The organism is Streptomyces sp. NPDC001493, assembly GCF_053597235.1.
The window spans coordinates 51,985-73,639 of sequence record NZ_JBSFHV010000035.1 but is presented as its reverse complement, the minus strand read 5'-3'; the positions used below and the strand labels follow the sequence as shown (position 1 = coordinate 73,639).

Annotated in this window: 21 protein-coding genes and 1 pseudogene; 15 read left to right on the top strand and 7 right to left on the bottom strand. The window is 71.7% G+C overall.

Translation table 11 applies throughout. From position 1 onward, the window contains the following. The 6 genes from ACWCWD_RS33600 to ACWCWD_RS33575 form a co-directional block, all read left to right on the top strand. Window positions 1–967: sulfate adenylyltransferase subunit 1 (locus ACWCWD_RS33600; protein ID WP_450778860.1), on the top strand; the 967-nt coding region annotated here is incomplete at its 5' end. A 233-nt stretch (window positions 968–1,200) separates the two neighbouring features. Beyond that, window positions 1,201–2,322, top strand: coding sequence for an aliphatic sulfonate ABC transporter substrate-binding protein (locus ACWCWD_RS33595; protein ID WP_450778858.1), 1,122 nt, complete (start codon window positions 1,201–1,203; stop codon window positions 2,320–2,322). A 220-nt stretch (window positions 2,323–2,542) separates the two neighbouring features. Continuing rightward, on the top strand, window positions 2,543–3,334 hold the full coding sequence (locus tag ACWCWD_RS33590; RefSeq protein ID WP_327178776.1) for an ABC transporter ATP-binding protein: 792 nt from the start codon (window positions 2,543–2,545) through the stop codon (window positions 3,332–3,334). Continuing rightward, complete coding sequence (locus ACWCWD_RS33585) at window positions 3,321–4,235, top strand: ABC transporter permease (RefSeq protein ID WP_450778856.1); 915 nt, start codon at window positions 3,321–3,323, stop codon at window positions 4,233–4,235. Before ACWCWD_RS33590 ends, ACWCWD_RS33585 begins: the two co-directional genes overlap by 14 nt. 9 nt (window positions 4,236–4,244) lie before the next feature. Continuing rightward, window positions 4,245–5,018: a sirohydrochlorin chelatase gene (locus ACWCWD_RS33580; RefSeq protein WP_450778855.1), complete on the top strand. Its 774-nt coding sequence runs from the start codon at window positions 4,245–4,247 to the stop codon at window positions 5,016–5,018. A gap of 89 nt (window positions 5,019–5,107) precedes the next feature. Continuing rightward, window positions 5,108–5,965: an ABC transporter ATP-binding protein gene (locus tag ACWCWD_RS33575; RefSeq protein WP_450778868.1), complete on the top strand. Its 858-nt coding sequence runs from the start codon at window positions 5,108–5,110 to the stop codon at window positions 5,963–5,965. 18 nt (window positions 5,966–5,983) lie between these two features. Here the strand turns inward: ACWCWD_RS33575 and ACWCWD_RS33570 are convergent, their stop codons facing one another. Beyond that, window positions 5,984–6,367, bottom strand: coding sequence for a nuclear transport factor 2 family protein (locus ACWCWD_RS33570; RefSeq protein WP_450778853.1), 384 nt, complete (start codon window positions 6,365–6,367; stop codon window positions 5,984–5,986). Next, window positions 6,360–6,908, bottom strand: a complete 549-nt coding sequence (locus ACWCWD_RS33565) for a DUF1697 domain-containing protein (protein WP_450778851.1) — start codon at window positions 6,906–6,908, stop codon at window positions 6,360–6,362. The genes ACWCWD_RS33570 and ACWCWD_RS33565 overlap by 8 nt, the downstream gene beginning before the upstream one ends. A gap of 284 nt (window positions 6,909–7,192) precedes the next feature. On the opposite strand from ACWCWD_RS33565, the gene ACWCWD_RS33560 reads away from it, so the two are divergent. The 3 genes from ACWCWD_RS33560 (at window position 7,193) to ACWCWD_RS33550 (ending at window position 11,161) form a co-directional block, all read left to right on the top strand. Beyond that, complete coding sequence (locus tag ACWCWD_RS33560; protein WP_450778849.1) at window positions 7,193–8,044, top strand: hypothetical protein; 852 nt, start codon at window positions 7,193–7,195, stop codon at window positions 8,042–8,044. Window positions 8,045–8,236: 192 nt separating this feature from the next. Then, window positions 8,237–9,463: an MFS transporter gene (locus tag ACWCWD_RS33555; RefSeq protein ID WP_450778847.1), complete on the top strand. Its 1,227-nt coding sequence runs from the start codon at window positions 8,237–8,239 to the stop codon at window positions 9,461–9,463. A 225-nt stretch (window positions 9,464–9,688) separates the two neighbouring features. Then, window positions 9,689–11,161, top strand: a complete 1,473-nt coding sequence (locus ACWCWD_RS33550) for an AMP-binding protein (protein WP_450778845.1) — start codon at window positions 9,689–9,691, stop codon at window positions 11,159–11,161. 168 nt (window positions 11,162–11,329) lie between these two features. On the opposite strand, the gene ACWCWD_RS33545 is transcribed toward ACWCWD_RS33550, so the two are convergent. Genes ACWCWD_RS33545 through ACWCWD_RS33535 form a run of 3 tightly spaced genes read right to left on the bottom strand, consistent with a single transcriptional unit; the run spans window position 11,330 to window position 14,441 of the window. Next, complete coding sequence (locus tag ACWCWD_RS33545) at window positions 11,330–12,628, bottom strand: ABC transporter substrate-binding protein (protein WP_450778843.1); 1,299 nt, start codon at window positions 12,626–12,628, stop codon at window positions 11,330–11,332. Continuing rightward, window positions 12,628–13,467 (bottom strand): carbohydrate ABC transporter permease, encoded by an 840-nt coding sequence (locus ACWCWD_RS33540; protein WP_450778841.1) that lies wholly within the window; start codon window positions 13,465–13,467, stop codon window positions 12,628–12,630. The genes ACWCWD_RS33545 and ACWCWD_RS33540 overlap by 1 nt, the downstream gene beginning before the upstream one ends. Next, window positions 13,464–14,441, bottom strand: coding sequence for a carbohydrate ABC transporter permease (locus ACWCWD_RS33535; RefSeq protein ID WP_450778839.1), 978 nt, complete (start codon window positions 14,439–14,441; stop codon window positions 13,464–13,466). The genes ACWCWD_RS33540 and ACWCWD_RS33535 overlap by 4 nt, the downstream gene beginning before the upstream one ends. 124 nt (window positions 14,442–14,565) lie before the next feature. On the opposite strand from ACWCWD_RS33535, the gene ACWCWD_RS33530 reads away from it, so the two are divergent. From ACWCWD_RS33530 to ACWCWD_RS33520, 3 genes and pseudogenes are all read left to right on the top strand, one after another. Continuing rightward, on the top strand, window positions 14,566–15,456 hold the full coding sequence (locus ACWCWD_RS33530; RefSeq protein ID WP_450778837.1) for a phosphotransferase enzyme family protein: 891 nt from the start codon (window positions 14,566–14,568) through the stop codon (window positions 15,454–15,456). Between the two features lie 142 nt (window positions 15,457–15,598). Next, window positions 15,599–16,255, top strand: coding sequence for an ArsR/SmtB family transcription factor (locus ACWCWD_RS33525; RefSeq protein ID WP_450778835.1), 657 nt, complete (start codon window positions 15,599–15,601; stop codon window positions 16,253–16,255). Further along, window positions 16,252–16,467: pseudogene (locus ACWCWD_RS33520) on the top strand (MFS transporter); the annotation flags it as partial. The gene ACWCWD_RS33525 and the pseudogene ACWCWD_RS33520, both read left to right, overlap by 4 nt. A gap of 245 nt (window positions 16,468–16,712) precedes the next feature. Here ACWCWD_RS33520 and ACWCWD_RS33515 read toward each other — a convergent pair. Further along, window positions 16,713–17,216: a MarR family winged helix-turn-helix transcriptional regulator gene (locus ACWCWD_RS33515; protein ID WP_450778833.1), complete on the bottom strand. Its 504-nt coding sequence runs from the start codon at window positions 17,214–17,216 to the stop codon at window positions 16,713–16,715. Window positions 17,217–17,441: 225 nt separating this feature from the next. Between ACWCWD_RS33515 and ACWCWD_RS33510 the strand changes: the two genes are divergently transcribed. Together ACWCWD_RS33510 and ACWCWD_RS33505 are read left to right on the top strand one after the other, a co-directional pair. Continuing rightward, a complete protein-coding gene (locus ACWCWD_RS33510) occupies window positions 17,442–19,565 on the top strand; it encodes an MMPL family transporter (RefSeq protein WP_450778831.1) in 2,124 nt (707 codons plus the stop codon). A gap of 332 nt (window positions 19,566–19,897) precedes the next feature. Next, a complete protein-coding gene (locus ACWCWD_RS33505) occupies window positions 19,898–20,512 on the top strand; it encodes a GTP-binding protein (protein ID WP_450778829.1) in 615 nt (204 codons plus the stop codon). Window positions 20,513–20,610: 98 nt separating this feature from the next. On the opposite strand, the gene ACWCWD_RS33500 is transcribed toward ACWCWD_RS33505, so the two are convergent. Next, window positions 20,611–21,039, bottom strand: a complete 429-nt coding sequence (locus ACWCWD_RS33500) for a PPOX class F420-dependent oxidoreductase (RefSeq protein ID WP_450778827.1) — start codon at window positions 21,037–21,039, stop codon at window positions 20,611–20,613. 139 nt (window positions 21,040–21,178) lie between these two features. Between ACWCWD_RS33500 and ACWCWD_RS33495 the strand changes: the two genes are divergently transcribed. Next, the gene (locus ACWCWD_RS33495) at window positions 21,179–21,583 is read left to right on the top strand and encodes a roadblock/LC7 domain-containing protein (protein ID WP_387368862.1); all 405 of its coding nucleotides are present in this window, start codon (window positions 21,179–21,181) and stop codon (window positions 21,581–21,583) included. Window positions 21,584–21,655: the final 72 nt, after the last annotated feature.

Genomic DNA, 21,655 nt, shown 5'->3' with positions numbered 1-21,655 from the left:
CGGCGTCGTCGAACAGACCCGCCGCCACGCCGCCGTCGCCGCCCTCCTCCGCGTCCCCCACGTCGTCCTCGCCGTCAACAAGATGGACCTCGTCGGGTACGAGGAGCCGGTGTTCGCCGCGATAGCCAAGGAGTTCACCGCGTACGCGGCCTCCCTCGGCGTCCCGGAGATCACCGCGATCCCCATCTCCGCGCTGGCCGGGGACAACGTCGTGGACCCGTCCGCGCACATGGACTGGTACGGCGGCCCGACGGTCCTGGAGCACCTGGAGACCGTCCCGGTCAGCCACGACCTCACCGAATGCCCGGCGCGTTTCCCGGTGCAGTACGTGATCCGGCCGCAGACCGCCGAGCACCCGGACTACCGGGGCTACGCGGGCCAGATCGCCTCCGGTGTGCTGCGGGTCGGCGAGCCCGTCACCGTACTGCCCTCGGGCCGTACGACCACGGTCGCGGGCATCGACGCGCTGGGCGTGAGCGTGGACACCGCGTGGGCCCCGCAGTCGGTGACCGTGCGGCTCGCGGACGACGTGGACGTCTCGCGCGGCGACCTGATCGCGCCGAGCGGCAGCCTCCCGGCCTCGACCCAGGACGTCGAGGCGACCGTCTGCCACGTCGCCGACCAGCCGCTCTCGGTCGGCCAGCGGGTGCTGCTGAAGCACACCACGCGCACGGTCAAGGCGATCGTGAAGGACATCCCCTCGCGGCTCACCCTCGACGACCTCTCCCAGCACCCCGCCCCGGGGCAGCTGGTCGCCAACGACATCGGGCGGGTGGTGGTGCGTACCGCCGAACCGCTCGCGCTCGACGCGTACGCCGACTCCCGGCGTACCGGCTCGTTCCTCCTGATCGACCCCGCGGACGGTACGACCCTCTCGGCCGGCATGGCGGGCGCCTCGTTCGCCGAGGCCGCCCGGGGCGCGTCCGTACCCGAAGCGGCCGACGACGACGCCGAATGGGACTTCTGATGGGAACCGACTTCTTCTCCTCCTTCGCGAAGGAGGGCGGCCGGGTGGGCAGCGGTGCCCTCGGCAGCGGCCAGGGCGGAGTGGCGCGATGTGCGCGATGACGTACGCGCACTGCCTGCGCGCCCTCCCGCACCACACGCACCGCCCGTACCGCCGAAGACCTGCCGACCGCCCGGCCGCTTCCCCGGAGTCCCGAGGGACGTAGAGCCCGGCCAACGAGAGGAAAGCCTCCCGTGCCAGCCACCCGTACCACCGTCCGCCGCAGCCTCGTCGCTGCCGCCGCACTGCCGCTGCTCGCCGTGGTTCTCACCGCCTGCGGCTACGGCTCCGAGTCGACCGACGACGACTCGAAGAAGACGGACGCCGCCGCCACCGCCGGGGCGAAGAAGCTCTCGGCTGACGCCGTGAGCATCGGGTACTTCCCGAACCTCACGCACGCCACCGCCCTGGTCGGAGTCCAGGAGGGCACCTTCCAGAAGGAGCTCGGCGGTACGAAGGTCAAGACCTCGACCTTCAACGCGGGCCCGTCCGAGATCGAGGCGCTCAACGCCGGTTCGATCGACATCGGCTTCATCGGCCCCTCGCCGTCCATCAACGGCTTCACCAAGTCCCAGGGCAAGGGCCTGCGGATCATCGGTGGTTCGGCCTCCGGCGGCGTGAAGCTCGTCGTCAACCCGGACAAGATCAAGACGCTGGCGGACCTCAAGGGCAAGAAGATCGCCACCCCGCAGCTCGGCAACACGCAGGACGTGGCGTTCCTCAACTGGATATCCGAGCAGGGCTGGAAGGTCGACGCGCAGAGCGGCAAGGGCGACGTCTCCGTCGTCCGCTCGGACAACAAGGTGACGCCGGACGCCTACAAGGCCGGTTCCCTGGACGGTGCCTGGGTTCCCGAGCCGACGGCTTCCAAGCTGGTCTCCGAGGGCGCCAAGGTGCTGCTCGACGAGACGACGCTGTGGCCGGACAACAAGTTCGTCATCACCAACATCATCGTGTCGCAGAAGTTCCTGACCGAGCACCCCGACGTGGTCGAGGCGGTCCTGCGCGGTTCGGTGAAGACGAACAAGTGGATCAACGAGAACCCGGACCTGGCCAAGGCGTCCGCCAACAAGGCGCTGGAGGCGCTGAGCGGCAAGGCGCTCGCCCCCGAGATCCTCGACCCGGCCTGGAAGTCGATCCTGGTCACCAATGACCCGCTGGCCGCCACGCTGAACGCGGAGGCCGACCACGCGGTGAAGGCGGGCCTGCTGGAGAAGCCCAACCTGGACGGCATCTACGACCTGACCCTGCTCAACAAGGTCCTGAAGGCCGAGGGCGAGCCCGCGGTCGACGACGCCGGTCTCGGCGTCAAGTAGTCCGTGTTGTGAAAGTTTCACCTGTCGGGCGACGCCCGGCACGCACGCTCGCCACGTTGTCGGGATCACCCCGATACATCCAGTATCGGGGCGACCCTCCGCCTTGCGATCGCACGCACCGGACGACGCCCGACCCGCCCTCCGGGCGGCCGGCGCTACTTTCACAACACGCCCCAGTCCGTCCGCCCACCCGAACCAGGATTCCCAGGAGGTGACGACCATGGCGACCAGTACTCTCACCAAGGCCGAGGACCGCGCGTCGGTCGAGCACGCCGCTCGTATCACCCACGTATCGAAGTCCTTCGCCGGACCCACCGGTCAGCAGCTCGTCCTGGACGACATCACGCTCGATGTCGCTCCCGGCGAGTTCGTCACCCTCCTGGGAGCCTCCGGGTGCGGCAAGTCGACGCTGCTCAACCTGGTGGCGGGACTCGACCGCCCGTCCGCGGGGTCCATCGAGACCCCCGGCGGGCGGCCGGCCCTGATGTTCCAGGAGCACGCCCTCTTCCCGTGGCTGACGGCGGGCAAGAACATCGAACTCGCCCTGCGGCTGCGCGGGGTGGCCAAGGCCGAGCGCCGCCCCGAGGCGGAGCGGCTGCTCGAACTCGTACGCCTCGGCGGGGCGTACGGCAAGCGGGTGCACGAGCTCTCCGGCGGTATGCGCCAGCGCGTCGCGATGGCCCGCGCGCTCGCCCAGGACAGCCAACTGCTGCTGATGGACGAGCCGTTCGCGGCGCTCGACGCGATCACCCGCGACGTGCTGCACGACGAACTCACCCGGATCTGGCGGGAGACCAACGCCTCGGTCCTCTTCGTCACCCACAACGTGCGCGAGGCGGTGCGCCTCGCCCAGCGGGTCGTACTGCTGTCGTCCCGGCCGGGACGGATCGCCCGCGAGTGGACGGTCGGCATCGAACACCCGCGCCGCATCGAGGACTCCGCCGTGGCGGAGCTGTCCGTCGAGATCACCGAAGAACTGCGTGGGGAGATCCGCCGCCATGGCCAGCACTGACATCAAGTCCGCCGAACCGGCGGGCGGGGCCGGTACCGCGAAGCGCGACGACCTCGCGGGGCTGGAGGCCGGACTCGACGCGCTGGACGCCGTACAGGTCCGGCGCACCCCGGTACGGGAGATCCTCGGCCAGAAGGTCCTGCCGCCGGTCCTCGCGGTGGTCCTGGTCGTCCTGGTCTGGCAGGTGCTGGTCTGGGCGAAGGTCACGGACGACTACAAGCTGCCGCCGCCGTCCGCAGTCTGGGACAGCGCGACCGACATGTGGGTCAAGGGCACGCTGCTGGAGGTCATCTGGACCAGCGTCTCGCGCGGTCTGCTCGGCTTCGTGCTCGCGGTCGTCATCGGCACCCCGCTCGGGCTGCTGGTCGCCCGGGTACGGGTCGTCCGCGCGGCGCTCGGCCCGATCCTCTCCGGCCTCCAGTCGCTCCCCTCGGTGGCCTGGGTCGCCCCGGCCGTCATCTGGCTCGGTCTCGTGGACCGGACGATGTACGCGGTGATCCTGCTCGGAGCCGTACCGTCGATCGCCAACGGCCTGGTCTCCGGCGTCGACCAGGTCCCGCCGCTCTTCCTCCGCGCGGGCCGCACCATCGGCGCCACCGGGCTGCGCGGCACCTGGCACATCGTGCTGCCTGCGGCACTGCCCGGCTACCTCGCGGGACTGAAGCAGGGCTGGGCCTTCTCCTGGCGCTCCCTGATGGCCGCCGAGATCATCGCCTCCTCCCCCGATCTCGGCCTGGGGCTGGGGCAGTTGCTGGAGAACGGCCGCAACAACTTCGACATGCCCGGCATCTTCCTGTCGATCCTGCTCATCCTGTTCGTCGGTGTCGCGATCGACCTGCTGATCTTCAGTCCGCTGGAGCGGTGGGTGCTGCGCAGCCGCGGGCTTCTCGTCAAGAACTGAGTCACCTCCATGCACGCACCCGTCCTTCTCGTCATCGCCCACGGCAGCCGCGATCCGCGGCACGCGGCGACCGTGCACGCGCTCACCGCGCGGGTACGGTCGCTGCGGCCGGGGCTCCGCGTGGAGACGGGGTTCCTCGACTTCAACGCACCGTCGGTGCCCAGGGTGCTGGAGCGCCTGAACTCCCAGAGCTCGTCGGGTACGGAAGAAGTCGTCGCGCTGCCGCTGCTGCTCACCCGGGCCTTCCACGCCAAGACCGACATCCCGTCGGTACTGCGCGAGGCCCGGGCCCGGCTGCCCCGGCTGCGCATCCGGCAGGCAGGCGTCCTCGGCCCGGCGCCGCTGCTCCAGGACGCTCTGGAGCAGCGGCTGTACGAGGCCGGGCTCACCGCCGCCGACAAACGCTCGACGGGGCTGGTCCTGGCCTCGGCGGGCTCCACGGACCCGGAGGCGATCGCAGTGATCGCTGAAATCGCGCGGGAGCTGCGGCACACCGGTTGGTGCGCCGTGCGGCCTGCGTTCGCCTCCGCCAATTCGCCCGGCGGGTTCCCCCGCACCGGGGACGCGGTGCGCGCGCTGCGCGCCGAGGGGGTGGACCGGGTCGCCGTGGCGCCGTACGTCATCGCGCCCGGCCGGCTTCCGGACCGGATCGCCGCGGGTGCCGCCGAGGCCGGCGCGGACGTGCTCTCCGAGGTGCTCGGGGCCTCCCCGGCCCTGGCCCGGCTGCTGCTGGCGCGATACGACGAGGCTCGAGCGGCGCGGGCACTCCCCCTGTCGGCCTGAAAGCGCCCACCGGGCACGAACCCGGCTCCATGTCCGCATCCCGGACCGATATGGTCCACTGGTCGGATGTATGGATGTAAGGAGCAACCATCGTGACCACGGCCCCCGTCACCCGCCCTCTCCCCTTCCCCTCCGGGCCCTCCCCCGAGGAGCCGGTACCGGTGATCCACGCCGACGGTGTCGCCGTGGTCCGTGACGGCAGGGCGATCCTGGACACCGTCTCGCTCACCGTCCGGCAGGGCGAGCACTGGGCACTCCTGGGCGCCAACGGTGCCGGGAAGAGCACCCTGCTGGGGCTGCTCGGCGCCGTCACCCACCCCACCCGGGGCACGGTGCAGGTGCTCGGCAGGACGCTGGGCCGGGTGGATCTGCGGGAGCTGCGTACGCTGCTCGGGCACGTCAACCCCCGTCACCCGCTCCAGTCTGCCCTGACGGTGCGTCAAGTAGCTCTGACGGGTCTCACCAACTCGGTCGAACCGCTGCCGCGTTGGTCGCCGACGGCCGAGGAGCGGGCGCGGGCGGACGAGCTGCTGGCGATGCTCGGGATGGGCGGCAAGGAGGCGTCGCGCTGGCCGTCGCTCTCCCAGGGCGAGCGGGGCAGGACGCTGATCGCGCGCAGCCTGATGCCGAGCCCCCGGCTGCTGCTCCTCGACGAACCGGCCACCGGCCTGGACCTGGCGGCCCGGGAGCAGCTGCTGGACAGCCTGGACGCCCTGCGCGAGGAGCATCCGGAGCTGGCGACGGTGCTGGTGACGCACCACCTGGAGGAGCTGCCCGCGTCCACGACGCACGCGATGCTGCTGCGCGGCGGGAAGTGCGTGGCGTCGGGGCCGGCCGACGAGGTGCTGACCACGGACCGGGTCAGCGACTGTTTCGGCCATCCGGTGCGCATCACGCGTACGGAGGGCCGCTGGAGCGCACGGGCGCAGCGGGTCACCCGCCGCTGATCCGGGGCGCGCTCCGGTTCAGGCCTCGTTGAACGGGTCCGCGACGAACGGGGTGGCCTGGTGGAAGTAGAGCTGCCAGCCCCCGTCCGTCAACCGCCACAGTGAACTCCGGTGCGCACGGCTGCCTTTGTGCTCGGTGTCGAAGGTCAGGTGGACGAGGCCGGGGCAGAGCTCGACGCCCTCCATCCGGGAGGCGGTCAGCGGTCCGGGACGGTTGGTGGCCTCGGAGGTGAGTTCCGCGATGATCGCGGCGCGGTCCCAGAGCCGGCCGCTGGTGCCGATCTCGTGGAACTCCGGGTGCAGCACCGTCGCGAGGAGCTGCGCGGAGCGGCGTACCTCGGGGTCGAGCAGGCGCAGCTCGTTCTCGATGGCCTCGGCCACCGGGTACGGGAGTTCAGTCACGGGTCAGCTCCACGAGCTTGACCACGGTGTTCCAGTTGCGGCTGGTGGCGACGAGCCCCTTGGTGACGGCGGGCCGGGCGAGTGCGACCGCGAGGCCGGAGCGGCCGAGGCCGTCCGGGGCGTAGAGGTAGAGGGCACGGTCGCCGAGCCGGAACTCCTCCGGCAGGTGGGCGGCGGGGTCCACCGGTGCGAAGCGGTCCTCGGTGACCGGCCCGTCGTAGAAGGTGACGTGCAGCTGCTTGCCCTCCAACTCCGCGGCGGGGAAGGGACATGCGTCGGCGACGGCACGGAGGTAGGCGCCGGAGCGGACGAGGCAGTCGACGGCGAACCCGAAGTGCTCCTCGACGGCCCGCTCGATCCCGGCCGCGACCTCCTTCTCGTCGTCGCTCGTCGCGGTGAGGACCGCGTTGCCGCTCTGCAGGTACGTGGTCACACCGCTGTGGCCCAGTTCCGTGAGGAGCGCGCGCAGTTCCGGCATGGGCACCTTGCGGCGCCCCCCGACGTTGATGCCGCGCAGCAGGAGTGCGTACGTCGTCGTCATGGGGCTCACCCTAAGGGCTGGAGGCCCTCGGGCCCTGTCAGGACGGCATCCCCTCCCCAGGGGGTTCCCCGCGAGCCGGTCCGGGCCCGGCGCCGCCTGCCCGAAGGGAATTACCGGACAGCGCCCAGGATGTGCCCCGCCCTCCGGGCGGACAGGCGCCACTTTCGACACACGGCCTAGCCGTGGGCAGACGTTGCGGTGATCATGGTGCTGTTTCCCATCACCGCACCCCTTCTTCGCACCGGGGGCTGGATGGCGTGCACCGGACGAGAGGGTTGAGTCGCATGACCGAACGGATCACGCAGGCCGACGCCGAGGGGACGGCCCAGTTGTGGCGGAAGCCGTCCGCGCCGGTGAGTGACCGAGTGGCCGATCTGCTGGGCCGGATGACCCTGGAGGAGAAGATCGCGCAGCTCGGCTCGTACTGGACTGCGCCGCTCCGTCCCGGCGAGCCGGCGACGGCGCTGCCCGACTGGGCCACCGACCCGCTGCCGCCGCAGCTGTCGAAGGCGGCGGCGGGCCTGGGCCAGCTCACCAGGACCTACGGCACCGAGCCCGTGCGCCCGGCGGAAGGGCTGGAACGGCTGCGGCTGCGGCTGCGGCTGCGGCTGCGGCTGCTCCAGCGGACCGTCGTCGAGGCGAACCGGTTCCGGATACCCACCCTGGTGCACGAGGAGCGCCTCACGGGCCTGCTGAGCTGGACGGCCACCGTCTTCCCCACCCCGCCGGCCTGGCGGCCGTACTCCCCGGGAGGCACGGGTGACGCGTCCCACCACTCGTGTGAACCGCTGGGGGACGGCCATGGACCTCGTCCCACGCCCCTCCCACGTGAGCGCGACGACGCCCGTGGACATCGGCTGCGCGTACGACGTGCTCGACTGGCTGTGCCTGTGCGAGTACGCGGCGGGCGGTTTCACCAGTCCTCTCATGTGGTCCGGCCGGCTCACCGGGACACTGTCCGGGTCCGGCTGGCCCTCCTGCCCGGGGCGCGCGGCAGCGGTGTCCTGGCCCTCGCCTTCACCTCGTCGCCCGCGTCGGAGCGCACCAATCTGGCGCTGGTCCGTCAGGGGTCGACGGCGTCCTGTGCAAGGGCGGGGTGCCCGCCGCGCAGTGGCGCGCCGCGGCCCTGCGGGTGAGAACCCGGCTGGCCACCAGTGACCCACTGGGGCGGCGTTCGCCCTGGGGCCGCCCACCGTACGACTGCTGCCTCGACCGGCCTCTGACCTGGGCGGAGCACCATCCGCCCCGGCACACACTCCACCGACCCGCGCTGGCCGCGCTCGCGGGCCAGTCGTCGGACCGTCTATCGACCCTTGAGGGGGATGGTGATGAGCTTCTCCCCTGAGCGGGATTCGCCTGTCAGGCTTCTGCGCAGGATCAGTACGGCATCGAGTCTGGAGGACGGTGCCTTCACGCTGGTGCTCCCCGTGCTCGCCCAGCAGTCCACCGGGAATCTCGGTGTGGCCGCGGTCTTCGTCGCGGTGACCGCTCCGTGGGCGCTGGTCTCCTTGCCCATCGGCTATCTCGCGGACCACATGTCCCGGACGCGGCTGCTCAGGTACACCGCGGTCGCGCGGACCGGGCTCGCCGTCGTGCTGGCCCTGCTGTGCGCGCTCGGGAATCCCGTCCCCGCGCTCATCGCCGTCCTGGCGTTCGGGCTGAGCAGCTGCGGGGTGGCGTCGGAGATCGCCCGCCAGGCGCTCGTTCCGCAGCTCGTCGCGGACTCCAGCCGGCTCGTCTCGGCGAACACGGAGATCGCCAAGGTCTCCCAGCTGTACGGGGGGTTCGTCGGACCGCTGGCGGGTGGATGGCTGCTCCTGTGGGACCAGTCCCTGGCCACGGCCGCCCTGGCCGTCTTCGCCGCGATCACCCTGGCGGTCACCCTGGGCCTGCCGGTGACCCCGGCGCTCCAGGACGAGTCGATGAACATGCGGACGATGGTCGTGTCGGGGCTGGGCGGGTTCCGCCAGATCTACCAGCACCGCATGCTGCTGACCCTGGCGTCGCTGAGCTTCACCGTCTCCGCCGTCTGGTACGTGTGGGAGACCGCTTTCACGGCTTTCGCGCTCTCCGACGAGGGGCTGGGCGCCTCCAGCCTCACCTACTCGTTCCTCCTGCTGGCCGGCGCGGCCGGGGCGCTCGCCGGCAGCCAGGTGATGCAGCCCGTCACGAGCAGGTTCCCGCTGCGCACCGCCCTGTCGATGTCCCTGGCGGGATGGGTCGTGTGGTTCCTCGTGCCCGCGTTCACGTCGAGCCTGCCGGCGATCGTCTGCTGTCTCGTCCTCGGCGGCTGTGCGGGGCTCATGTGGAACACCATCTCGATCACCGCCCGCCAACTCGTCACCTCGGGGCACCTGATGGGCCGCACGACCGCCGCGTACCGGATGGTGACGCGCACCGGCCGGGCCATCGGTGCGGCCGTCGCCGGCCTGCTGATGGCGCACACGTCCTGGCAGCACATCTTCGTCACGTGCGCGGTCGCCATCGGCGTCGTGGCCGCCGGGATCGTCGTCTTCCAGCGCGACCGGCTCATGCTCGAACCGGAAGCGGGGTGAGGACGGTGACGAACCCTCGCACCGCCGCGCGGCCCGCCGCCGCATGGCTGCCGGCCGGCACCCTCGTCCTGCACCTGGCCGACGGAAGCACCGAGACGCTGCCTCCGGAACGCATGAGGGCGGACGTGTCCCGGGTCCGCGAGGAGTACCGGCGGGTGACGGGCACCGACGACGGCCTGTGCCTGGTGCCCGATCCATCTGTTCGAGGAGCCCGACCCCGCGCAGGTGCTGGACGAGGTCCGCCGGCACCGCATCCAGTGGCTCCTCGTCACGCCGTTGCACATGCGTGTGATGCAGCGCCAGTGGCGGGGCGGGGGCGACGCGCCCGACCTCGCCACGCTCGTACACATGAGCGCTGCCTGTGCCGCGCCGCTCAAGCGGTTCTGGCACGCGACGCTGGGCCCGGAGAACGTCCACGAGGTGTTCGGCGCGTCCGAGGGGATCGGGACCACGGTGGCGCGTGGCGACGAGTGGGAGGCGGCCGGGGTCGGCGACGTGCCGGCGCTGGTGGAGCGGCTGCGGCCCGATCTGGTGCTCGGACCGAACGTGGTCCGCGCCACGGAGGCGTCCGCGGACTACCGGCGCCGGGCCGAGGCGGCGCCGCGTCTCGGGGCGGCACGACGGCTGGTCCCGGAGCGCGCGACCGTCCTGGCACCCGAACTCGCCCTGGTGCCACGGCCGTCCGGCTCCATGTCGGAGGGCAAGCTGGTACGGCTCTCCTACGGCAACCTGTCGAGCAACGCCACAAGCATCGGCGGAGCGACCGGTATCCGCGCGTCGGACGTCGCGGCGACGTCCCTGCGCCTGGACTACAGCTTCGGGCTGTCCTTGTTCACGTCGCACCTCTTGGCCGGTGCCGCCGTCGTCCTGACCACGGCAACCCCGACCACCGGGCGTTTCTGGGCGGACGCCGGGCGCTCGGGTGCGATCACCGTCGGCATGGTGCCGTCCACCGTCCAGTTCCTGCTGGGCGACCCGGCGTCGGCGGCGAGGCTTTCCTCGGCGCGCTCCCTTCTCGTGGCCGGAGGACCTCTGGCGCCTTTCTCGTTGCGGCGGCTCCGCGAGGTGGCGGGCCCGCGGACCTCGGTCTTCTACATGTACGGGCAGACCGAGGCGACCGCGCGGATGACCTGCCTGGACCCGGCGCTCGCCGCCGACCACGAGGGGAGTGTGGGCACGGCCGTCCCTGGTGGACGGATCGAGATCCGGGACGGGAACGGGGCCGAGCTCCCCCCGGGGCAGCGCGGCGAGGTCCACTACCGAGGACCCAACGTGATGCTCGGCTACGCCCGCACCCGGGAGGACCTCGCGCTGCCCGACCTCACGGGGGGTGCGTTGCGCACCGGTGACCTGGGGCGGGTGGAAGGCGGTGTCCTCCATCTGGAGGGCCGCGTGGACCGGCAGGTCAAGGTGTTGGGCGAGAGGGTCAGCCTGGACGCCGTCGAAGCGGCGGCGATGGGCGCGCTGGACGGGGGTCAGGCCGCCGCCGTGCTCGCGGGCCCGGACGAGGTCCACATCTACGTCGAGGGCGGCGCGAACCGGCTCGGACCGCTTCGTTCCCTGGGCTCGGCCGGTCTCGGTCTCCCGCGCGGTTGTCTGAAGCTGCACGCGGTGCGCCGCCTTCCACGCACGCCTTCCGGGAAGGTGAGGTACCCGGCGCTGGGCTGCACCGGTCGCACGGCCCCGGGCCCGCCGTAGACCTCGCGGACCTCGCGGACCTCGCGGCCCGGGCGGCCCGGGCGGCCACGGCGGTGAGGTCGGCCGGCGACCGCTGCCCGGTGCGTTCCGGCGTTCCGTCCCCCGCCACGTACCGCGGCGTCCACCACCGGGTCACCACCGGGGCTCACCACCGGGTCACCACCGGGCTCACCTCTGGTAGCGGGCGAGGACCCGGTTCCCGTCGTCCACCAGCCGGTCCGTCAGCTCACCGAGGCCGATCGTGCCGCTGTAGTACTCCTGGAGCGCGGGGGTGGCCACCTTGTCCTTCCACTCCGGGTAGCCCCGTACGGACTGGGCGGGGGCCGGGCGGAGCCGCTGGGCCAGGGCGGTGCCGGTGGCCCAGCCCTGGTCCTCGGTGTGCAGGGCCGGGTCGGCGAGCGCCTTCGTACCGGTGGGCAGCATCCAGTCGCCCTTGGCGAGGCGGACCATGTTGGGCGGGTCGAGCAGGAAGTCGATGAACTCCACCGCCTCCTTCTTGTGCGGGCTGTCCTCGGCGACGGAGAGGGTCTGCGGACTCACCCCCTGGGCGGTGCCGTCGCTGCCGGCGGGCGCGGGCAGCACGCTCCACTCGAAGCCCTCGGGGGCCTGCTCCACGACCTGCTGCCGGTAGGCGAAGCCGAGCGGCACCATGGCGTACTTGCCGCCGAAGAACCCGGGCAGGGTGTCCGAGCCGCCCATGCCGAGGGCGGTCCGGGCGGCGCTGTGGTCGACGGTGACCTGGTCGTGGATGGTCAGGGGCACCACGGAGTCGCCCTCGCCGAAGCGGAGGTCCACCTTCCCGTCCTGGCCCCGGTGGAAGAGCTGCCCTCCGGCCGAGAGCCCGAGGTTGAGGGTGACGGAGACGGGTTCCTTGAGCGGCCAGGCGACCCCGTACCGCCCCTTCCCGGTGAGCTCCTTGGTGACCTGGCGGAACTCCTCCCAGCTCCACGGCCGGCCGGCGGTGGGGATGCGGACGCCCGAGGCCTTGAGGATCTTCGTGTTGGCGATGAGGACCTTGGGTTCCTGGAGGAACGGCACGCCGTAGACGCCGCCGTCGAAGGTGGTGGTGGACCAGGAGGATGCCGGGATGTCCTCGGTCAGCCGGCCGGGGAGGAGGGTACGGAGATCGGCGAGGTAGCCGCCGTACGCGAAGTCGGCGAGGTCGTCGGAGGCGTCGTGGATGATGTCGGGCGCCTCGCCGCCCTCGAACGAGGTGAGCAGCTGGTCGTGGACGCTGTCCCAGCTGCCCTGGACGTAGTCCACCTGGATGCGGGGGTGGGTGGCGTTCCACTCCGCGACGAGTTCCTTGTTGGCCTTCACGGACTCCGTCTGCCAGGCCAGCGACTGGAAGCGCAGGTGCACCGTCCCGTCGGCGTCGGTGCCGTCCGCCCCGCCGCCGGAGCATCCGGCGAGCAGCAGGGTGAGCGCGGTGGCCGCCGCGGCGGCGGCCCTGGTGAGCGCGCGCATCAGCTCTTCACCGCCCCGGCCAGCATGCCGCCGGTGATCCGGCGCTGGATGAGGGCGAAGAGGAGCAGCGAGGGCAGGGTGGCGAGGAACGCGGCGGCGGCGAGCGGACCGAGGTCGGCCGCGCCCTCGGCGCCGATGAAGTGGGTGAGGACGACCGGCAAGGTCTGCTTCTCCGGGGTCTTGAGCAGGACGAGGGCGAAGAAGAACTCGTTCCAGGCGGTGATGAACGCGAAGAGGGCGGTGGCCACGATCCCGGGGGCCAGCAGCGGGGCGGTGACCGAGACGAGGGTGCGCAGGCGTCCGGCGCCGTCGACGGAGGCCGCTTCCTCCAGTTCGGCGGGGACGGCCCGGACGTAGCCGACGAGCATCCAGAGCGCGAAGGGCAGCGACCAGACGACGTAGACCATGATCAGGCCGGCCAGGGAGTTGATCAGGTGCAGGTTCTTGAGGATGAGGAAGAGCGGGATGATCAGCAGGACGAAGGGGAACGCCTGGCTGATCACGACCCAGCCGGTGGCGGCGGCCGAGAGCCTGCCGCGGTGGCGGGCCATCACGTAGGCCATCGGGGTGGCGATCAGGACGCAGACCACCCCGGCGCTGACGGCGGCCAGGACCGAGTTCCCGGCGGCCTGGAGCAGGGGCTGCTCGTCGAACGCCTGGCGGAAGTTGTCCAGGGTGGGGTGCTGCGGAATCCAGGTGGGGTGCAGCGAGCCCAGTTCACGGGCGGGTTTGAAGGCCGTGGAGATCAGCCAGAGGAACGGGAACGCCAGGAAGACGAGGTAGCCGGTGAGCGCGAGGTACTGCCCCGCGCGGGTGGCGCGTCCGGTGCGCATGCTCACTTGTCGTCCCCTCCCCGGAGCCGGCCGGCGAGGTACACGGCGAGGATCACGGAGATCACCGCGACCATCACGCAGCCCATCGCCGCCGCGTAGCCGAACTGTCCGTAGCGGAAGGCCTCTTCGTACGCGAAGAGCATCGGCAGCCGGGTCCGGCCGCCGGGTCCGCCGCTGGTCAGGACGTAGACCAGGGCGAAGGAGTTGAAGTTCCAGATGAAGTTGAGCGCCGTGATGGAGAGCGCGACGGGTTTCAGGGCGGGCCAGGTGACGGTACGGAAGCGGCGCCAGGCCCCGGCGCCGTCGAGGGCGGCGGCCTCGTGGAGTTCGTGCGGGGTGTTCTGGAGTCCGGCCAGCAGGGCGACGGTCGACTGGGGCATCCCGGCCCAGACGCCCACGACGATCACGGCGGGCAGCGCGGTGCCGAAGCCGGTGAGCCAGTCGCGGCCGTCGCCGAGGCCGAGATCGCGGATGGTCTCGTTGAGGATGCCCGCGTCGGGGTTGTAGACCAGCCGCCACATGATGCCGACGACGACCTCGGGCATCGCCCAGGGGATGATCGCCAGCGCGCGGGCCAGCCAGCGCATCCGCAGGTTCTCGTTGAGCAGCAGTGCGAGACCGAGGGCGAGCACGAACTGGGGGACGGTGACGCCGACCGCCCAGAGCAGTCCGATCCGGAAGGAGTCCCAGAAGAGGGTGTCGTGCAGCAGGTCCTGGAAGTTCAGCGCGCCGATCCACTGGGTGGAGCGGGTGCGGCCCGACTGGGCGTCGGTGAAGGCGAGCCCGATGCCGTAGAGCAGCGGTCCGACGCTGAGGACGAGGATCGGGATGAGTGCGGGCAGTACGAGGAACCAGGTGGCCCGGTCGCGGGCGGCACGTTCGGCGCCGTGGTGGCCGTCCGTGCGGCGCTGCCCCGGCTGCCGGCCGCCCGGCCACCGGCCGCCCGGCCGCTCCGTCGCGGCCGGAGTCGCCAATGTCACTGTCTGCCCTCTTTGTCTCATCTGATCGGCTTTCTGCCGCTCTGGCCGTTCACCCGGCCTCCGTCATGGTCCTGAGGAGCCGACCGTTCGTCAAGGTGGCCTGCAGGAATGCGAAAATCAGGCCATGAACGAAGAGCGAGCACGCGAGGTACTGGCCGCTGCGGGACTGGCCGGAAACGGCCCTTCCGGTCCCTCTTCCGGGGCGGAACTCCTCGCGCTGGGCGAGAACGCGGCCTTCGCCGTGGGCGATCTGGTGGTCAAGGTCGGCCGGGACGCGACGCACCACCCGGAGCTGCGCGAACGCGCCGAACGCGAGCTCGCCGTGGCCGGCTGGCTCGCGGACGCCCAGGTCCCCGCCGTACGCGCGGCCGAGCCCGCGCCCCGCATGGCGGAGGGGCATCCGGTGACCCTCTGGCATCGGCTTCCGGACGCGGTCCGGCCGCCCGAACCGCGCGATCTGGCACCGCTGTTGACCTTGGTGCACGCGCTCCCGGCGCCCGAGGGATTCACCCTGCCCCGCCGCGAGCTGCTCGGCGGGGTCGAGCGCTGGCTCCACCTGGCGGGCGACGCGATCGACCCGGCGGACGCCGACTATCTGCGCGCACGGCGGGACGGCTTCGCGGCTGCCGCCGCCGCGCTCGTACCGCATCTGACGCCGGGCCCCGTGCACGGCGACGCGCTGCCGCGCAACGTCCATGTCGGCCCGGACGGCCCGGTCCTGGTGGACCTGGAGACCTTCTCCTTCGACCTGCGCGAGCACGACCTCGTGGTGCTCGCGCTCTCCCGCGACCGGTACGGCCTGCCCGCCGACGCGTACGACGCGTTCACCACCGCCTACGGCTGGGACGTACGGGAGTGGGACGGCTGCGCCGTGCTGCGCGGGGCGCGGGAGACGGCGAGCTGCGCGTGGGTCGCCCAGCACGCTCCGGCCAACCCGAAGGCGCTCGCGGAGTTCCGCCGCCGGGTCGCCTCGCTGCGGGACGGTGACCCGGAGGTGCGGTGGTACCCCTTCTGAGGCGCGGCGGCCGGTCCTGCCGGTTCCTGCCGGCTCCTGCTGGCCCTGCCGGCTCCTGCCGGCTCCTGCTGGGCGGAAACCGCAAAGGTTTCTTTGCGAACAACCCTTTGCGAAGAACTCTTTGCGGTCTACGGTGTGAGCCATGACCGATGCCACGGAGAGAGCCGACGGCTCCACCGGGAAGAACTCAGTCGTCCTGGACGCCAGGGGACTTCGCGCCCTGGCGCATCCGCTGCGCGTGCAGCTGGTCGAGGTGCTGCGGAGCCACGGCCCGTCGACCGCGACCCGCCTCGCGGAGCGGCTGGGGGTGAACTCCGGGACGGCCAGCTATCACCTGCGCCAACTCGGTGCGGCCGGATTCGTCGAGGAGGACGCGGGGCGAGGCAACGCACGGGAGCGCTGGTGGCGTTCGGTCCACCGGAGGACCGAGCTCAGCGACCGGAACCTCGTCGACCAGGAGCCGGAGGCCGCACTGGCGTACCTGCAGTCCGTCGCCGCCACCTACACCCTGCGCACCCAGCGGACGCTGAACGAGGTGCAGACGCTGCCCGAGGCATGGCGGGGGACCTTCGACATGAGCGACTGGTCCCTGTGGCTCACCCCCGACGAAGCCGTCTCCCTGCGGCAGGAGTTGAGGGCCGTCGTCGCCCGCTACCGTGCGGACGGCCCGGACGCCGCGGCCGGTGCTCCGGAGGGGGCGCAGCGGGTCGACGTCATCACGCACATCCTGCCCGGGCCGGACACACGCGTTCCGCCCGAGGAGCGCACCGGCCACGGGACCGGGACGGAGGAGTCGTGACCGGGGCAGCCCCGGCCACCGGCGGCATATCCGGCGGGCGGTCCTTACGGCCGCTGGGCGGGGTGCTCGCGGCCATGGCCGTATCGCTGACCGGTACGCGGATCTCGGCCGTGGCACTCCCCTGGTTCGTGCTGGTCACGACCGGCAGCGCCACCCGGACCGGACTGGTCGCCTTCTGCGAGATGGCCCCCTACGTCCTGGTCAAGGCGCTAGGTCGTGTCGTCAAAGTGCTGTCTGCCGGGCGACGCCCGGCACGCACGCTCGCCGCGTTGTCGGAATCGTCCTCGTACGCCCAGTACGAGGACGATCCTCCGCCTTGCGACCGCACGCACCGGACGCCGCCCGGCCCGGCCTCCGGCCGAACGACGGCACTTTGACGACACGACCTAGGCCACCGGGGAGTCCAGGCCCCCCGGTGGTCAGTTCCGCGGCCCGGGCCAGGGAGCCGTCCCCGTGGTCACTTCCGCACCCGGCGGATCTGGCCCAGCTCGTCGTTCATCGCCTCGAGGAAGCGGGCGACCGTGCGCAGCTCCGCCGCGTCGAACTGGCCCCGCGCCGCCCGGGTGCTCTCGGCCAGCGGCCGGAAGAAGTCGCGGGCCACCGCCATCGCCGCGGCCGCGTAGTGGAGGTGCACCACTCTGCGGTCGCCGCTGTCCCGGACGCGCCGGATGTGACCGGTCCGCTCCAGCCGGTCGAGACAGGCCGTCACCGCACCCGAGGTCAGGTTCAGTTGCTCCCGCAGGCGACCCGGTGTCATGGCGGTGCCGGGCTCGCCGTAGTCCGCGTCGAGGATCGCGATGAGCGCCTGCACGTCCGTCGGGTGGAGATCCTGCTCGTGGGCGAATTCGTGTGCGATGCGGTTGAACTCGCTGTTCATCCGCCGCAGCAGCACGGCGAAACTCTGGAGCCCGGCGGCGTCCTCGTCCGTGCCTCTGTCCGGGCTGCCCTCTGTGCTGCGCATGGGTCCAGGGTAATATCTCTCGATGATTGAGATAGTTGATCGTTGAGAGATATGTTCGACCGCGTGTCGGGTCGCCGCATGCGCCCCGGCCCGGGGAAGGCGTCCCGCCTCGTGGCACCGTCACGTCGCGGCGCTTTCGCCTCGTGAGCCACTGTCTCCCTCCGCGCCACTGTCGCCTCGCAAGCCCGTCCCGTCGTTTTGAACGTGTCGACTCCTGGGGAAGCAATGACGTCCGCATCACGGCACCGCACTCTCCGATGGCTGGTGCCCGCAGTACTCGTCCTCGTCTGGCTCGGCATCGGGGGAGTGTTCGGCCCCTACGCGGGGAAACTCGGCGAGGTCTCCACCAACGACCAGGCCGCGTTCCTGCCGCGCAGCGCCGAATCGACCGAGGTCTCCGAGGAGCAGAAGGCCTTCCAGAAGTCCGGCACCGTGCCCGCCATCGTCGTCTGGACCGGCGACGACGGCGCACTCCCGGCCGGCGCGGCCGAGACCGCCACCCGCGCGCTCGCCTCGCTCCGGGGCACGCCCGGCGTGCAGGGAACCCCGACCCCCGCGCTCGCCTCCGAGGACGGCCGGGCGCTCGAAGGCATCGTCCAGCTCGAATCCGGCCTCGGAGACGCCCTGCCCGGCACCCTGGACCGGGTACGCGACGCCGCACGGTCCGTGCCCGGCACTACGGTGGGCATCGCGGGACCCGCGGCGGCCCAGGCAGACCTCAAGGACGCCTTCGGCGGCATCGACGGCCTGCTCCTCGGTGTGGCCCTCATCGCCGTCCTCGTCATCCTGCTGCTGGTCTACCGCAGTCTGCTGCTGCCCTTCCTGATCATCATCAGCGCCGTGTTCGCCCTGGGGCTGGCCTGCGCGGTCGTGTACGTCCTCGCCGACCACGGGGTCGTACGCGTCGACGGCCAGGTGCAGGGCATCCTCTCGATCCTCGTCATCGGCGCCTCCACGGACTACGCGCTGCTGCTCACCGCCCGGTTCAGGGAAGAACTGACCCGGGGCGGTGACCGCGTGGCAGCCGCACTCGCCGCCCTCCGGCGCTCGGCCGGCGCGATCACGGCGAGTGCGGCGACCGTGGCCCTCGGGCTTCTCGCGCTGCTGCTCAGCGATCTGACGAACAACCGGGCGCTGGGCCCGGTGGGCGCCATCGGGATCGTCTGCGCCGTGCTCTCCACCCTGACCTTCCTCCCGGCGGTCCTCGTGCTGACCGGCCGCGCCGCCTACTGGCCGGCCAAGCCCCGCCCCGCCGACGCCGCCACGGGCGGGCACGGCATCTGGCGGCGCGTCGCCGCCTTCGTGGACCGGGCCCCCCGCAAGGTCTGGGCCGGCACCCTGCTGGTGCTGGTGGCGTGCGCGCTCTTCGCACCCACCCTGAAGTCGCAGGGCGTTCCGCTGGACGAGACCTTCGTCAACGACGCGCCGTCGGTCTCCGCGCAGGCCACGCTCAGCGAGCACTTCCCCGGCGGGTCCGGAAACCCCGCCGTGATCATCGCCCGGGCCGACCGTACCGATCAGGTCGTCGCCGCCGCCCGGAACACCGAGGGGATCGCCGCCGTCACCCCGGTCACCGCGTCCGGACGCCCCGGTGACGGCGCCCCCGTGGTCGTCGACGGACGGGTACGGATCGACGCCACGCTGAAGGCCGAGGCGGACAGCGACGCCGCCAACGCGACGGTGAAGCGGCTGCGCGAGGCGGTCCACGCCGTTCCCGGCGCGCAGGCCGCCGTCGGCGGGTACTCCGCGCAGCGGCTCGACACCCAGACCACCGCGGCCGAGGACCGCGCACTCATCGTGCCGGTGGTGCTCGCGATCATCCTGGTGATCCTGATGGCACTCCTCCGGTCGGTCCTGCTGCCCGTGCTGCTGGTCGCCACCGTGGGACTCAACTACCTCGCCACACTGGGCGTCTCGGCGCTGGTCTTCCAGCACGTGTTCGGCTTCAGCGGTACGGACGCCTCCGTCCCGCTGTACGGATTCGTCTTCCTCGTCGCCCTCGGCGTGGACTACAACATCTTCCTGATGTCCCGGGTACGCGAGGAGTCCCTGCTGCACGGCACCCGCGAGGGGGTACTGCGTGGCCTGATCACCACCGGCGGAGTCATCACCTCGGCGGGCGTGGTGCTGGCCGCGACCTTCGCCGCGCTGCTCGTCATCCCCCTGGCCTTCCTGGTGCAGATCGCCTTCATCGTCGCGTTCGGCGTGCTGCTCGACACCCTGGTGGTGCGATCGCTGCTGGTGCCCGCGCTGGTGCTGGACATCGGCCCGGTGTCGTGGTGGCCGAACAGGCTCATGGTGAAGGGGCGGCGGGACGCGGAGGCCGACCGGGAGGATACGCGCTCCTGAGAGGCGGGCGCAGGCAGATCATATTGGTACGGACCATTCTGGCCGGAAGGGGTCGTCGTCCTCGGACCCACGTGCTCGATTGACGGCGCCATACGCGCACCGTCCGACCACCTTCCGGCCGCAACGATCAAATTGCGATCGCCTCTCTCGATCGGCCGACCGGCTTGTCATGCTGCTCGGGACCTCGCCGGCACCACGCCGGGAATGACTCGACCGAGTCCGAAGGGGTGCGTCCGATCCACCGGGGCGCACCCCCCAGGGCTCATGGGTGAGAGAAGTGATCGATGGCCTCCGAGCACGCAGGCGGTGCAGTCCGTGAAGACGGTGACGGGGTGGACACGGAGGGGGGCGCCGCACCGGGGGAGGCCGGCGGCGAGAACACGGCCCTCGCCCTGAAGATCCTGGTCGCCGGAGGATTCGGCGTCGGCAAGACCACCCTGGTCGGAGCCGTCAGCGAGATCCGTCCGCTGCGTACCGAGGAGCTGCTCAGCGAAGCCGGACAGACCGTCGACGACACCGAAGGCGTGGAGCGCAAGACCACGACCACGGTCGCGATGGACTTCGGCAGGATCACCATCCGGTCCGGGCTCTCCCTCTACCTCTTCGGGACGCCCGGACAGGACCGCTTCTGGTTTCTCTGGGACGAGCTGTCACAGGGGGCGCTCGGGGCGGTCGTCCTCGCCGACACCCGGCGGCTGGAGGACTGCTTCCCCGCCGTCGACTACTTCGAGCACCGGCGCATCCCGTTCGTCGTCGCCGTCAACTGCTTCTCCGGATCCCGCTCCTACGGCGAGCAGGACGTGTCGCGCGCGCTCGACCTGGACCCCGGGACGCCCGTCGTCCTGTGCGACGCGCGGGACCGCGCCTCCGGCAAGGAGGTCCTGATCCGGATGGTCGAGTACGCCGGGCGGATGCACACCGCCCGGCTGCTCGACTCCGTGGGATAGGGCCCCTCGACCGGACCGGACCGGACCGGACCCGGACGGCCGGACCGGACAGGGGCGGTCGGGTCCCCGGGCCGGGCGGATCGGGCCCGGGCGGGCCGTCAGGCGGCGATGTCGGCCATCGAGACCACCTTCTCGATCCGTACCCGTACGACCAGTTCGCCCGGAACCGCGTTGCGGCGGCCGTACTCCGCGGCCGCCTCCTCACCCACGTACCGGGCGGCGATCCGCGTCGCCCAGGTCAGCAGCTCGTCGGGGTCCTCGCTGAGCCCGGCCCGCCCCTGGACGACGGCGAACGAGTACGGCGGCCGCTCGTCGTCCACGCACAACGCCACCCGGCCGTCCCGCGCGAGGTTGCGCCCCTTCACCGTGTCCCTGCCGGTGTTGAAGACCAGATCCTGTCCGTCCAGCAGGAACCAGACGGGCGCGACGTGGGGGCTCCCGTCGGCCCGTACGGTGGACAGCTTGCCGGTGCGGGTCCCGGCGGAGAGGAACGCCCGCCACTCTTTCTCGGTCATGTGGTGTGCCATGGGCCCATCCTGCGCCGCCGGGACGCGAGTGGCGCGAAGCGACGCCCCGGAACCCAGGGGCCGCTTGCCCGCAGGAGAGGTGTGCGCAAGGCTTACGCGCGAAGAGGGGTACGGGGAAGTGGCAACGGGGAGGGCACGCATGGCGTTGGACCGGGGACTCGACTGGCTTCTCGACGATCTCACCAGCCGGGTGGAGCACATACAGCACGCCTTGGTGCTCTCGAACGACGGACTGGTGACAGGAGCCAGCACGGGACTCGTCCGGGAGGACGCGGAGCACCTGGCGGCTGTCTCCTCCGGGCTGCACAGCCTGGCACGCGGCTCGGGCAGACACTTCAAGGCGGGCAGGGCACGGCAGACGATGGTGGAGTTCGACGAGGCGCTGCTGTTCGTCACCGCGGCCGGAGACGGAAGCTGCCTCTGCGTGCTCACCGCGGCGGAAGCCGACGTGGGTCATGTGGCGTACGAGATGACGCTGTTGGTCAACCGGGTCGGTGAACACCTCGGCGTTGCCGTCCGGCAGGAGGACACCTACCCCTTCTGAGTCCGCAGGGCCGGTCTTCCACTCGCTCCACGACCCGTCGGAGACGTTCCGGGAGCGGAACGGCGATCCTCG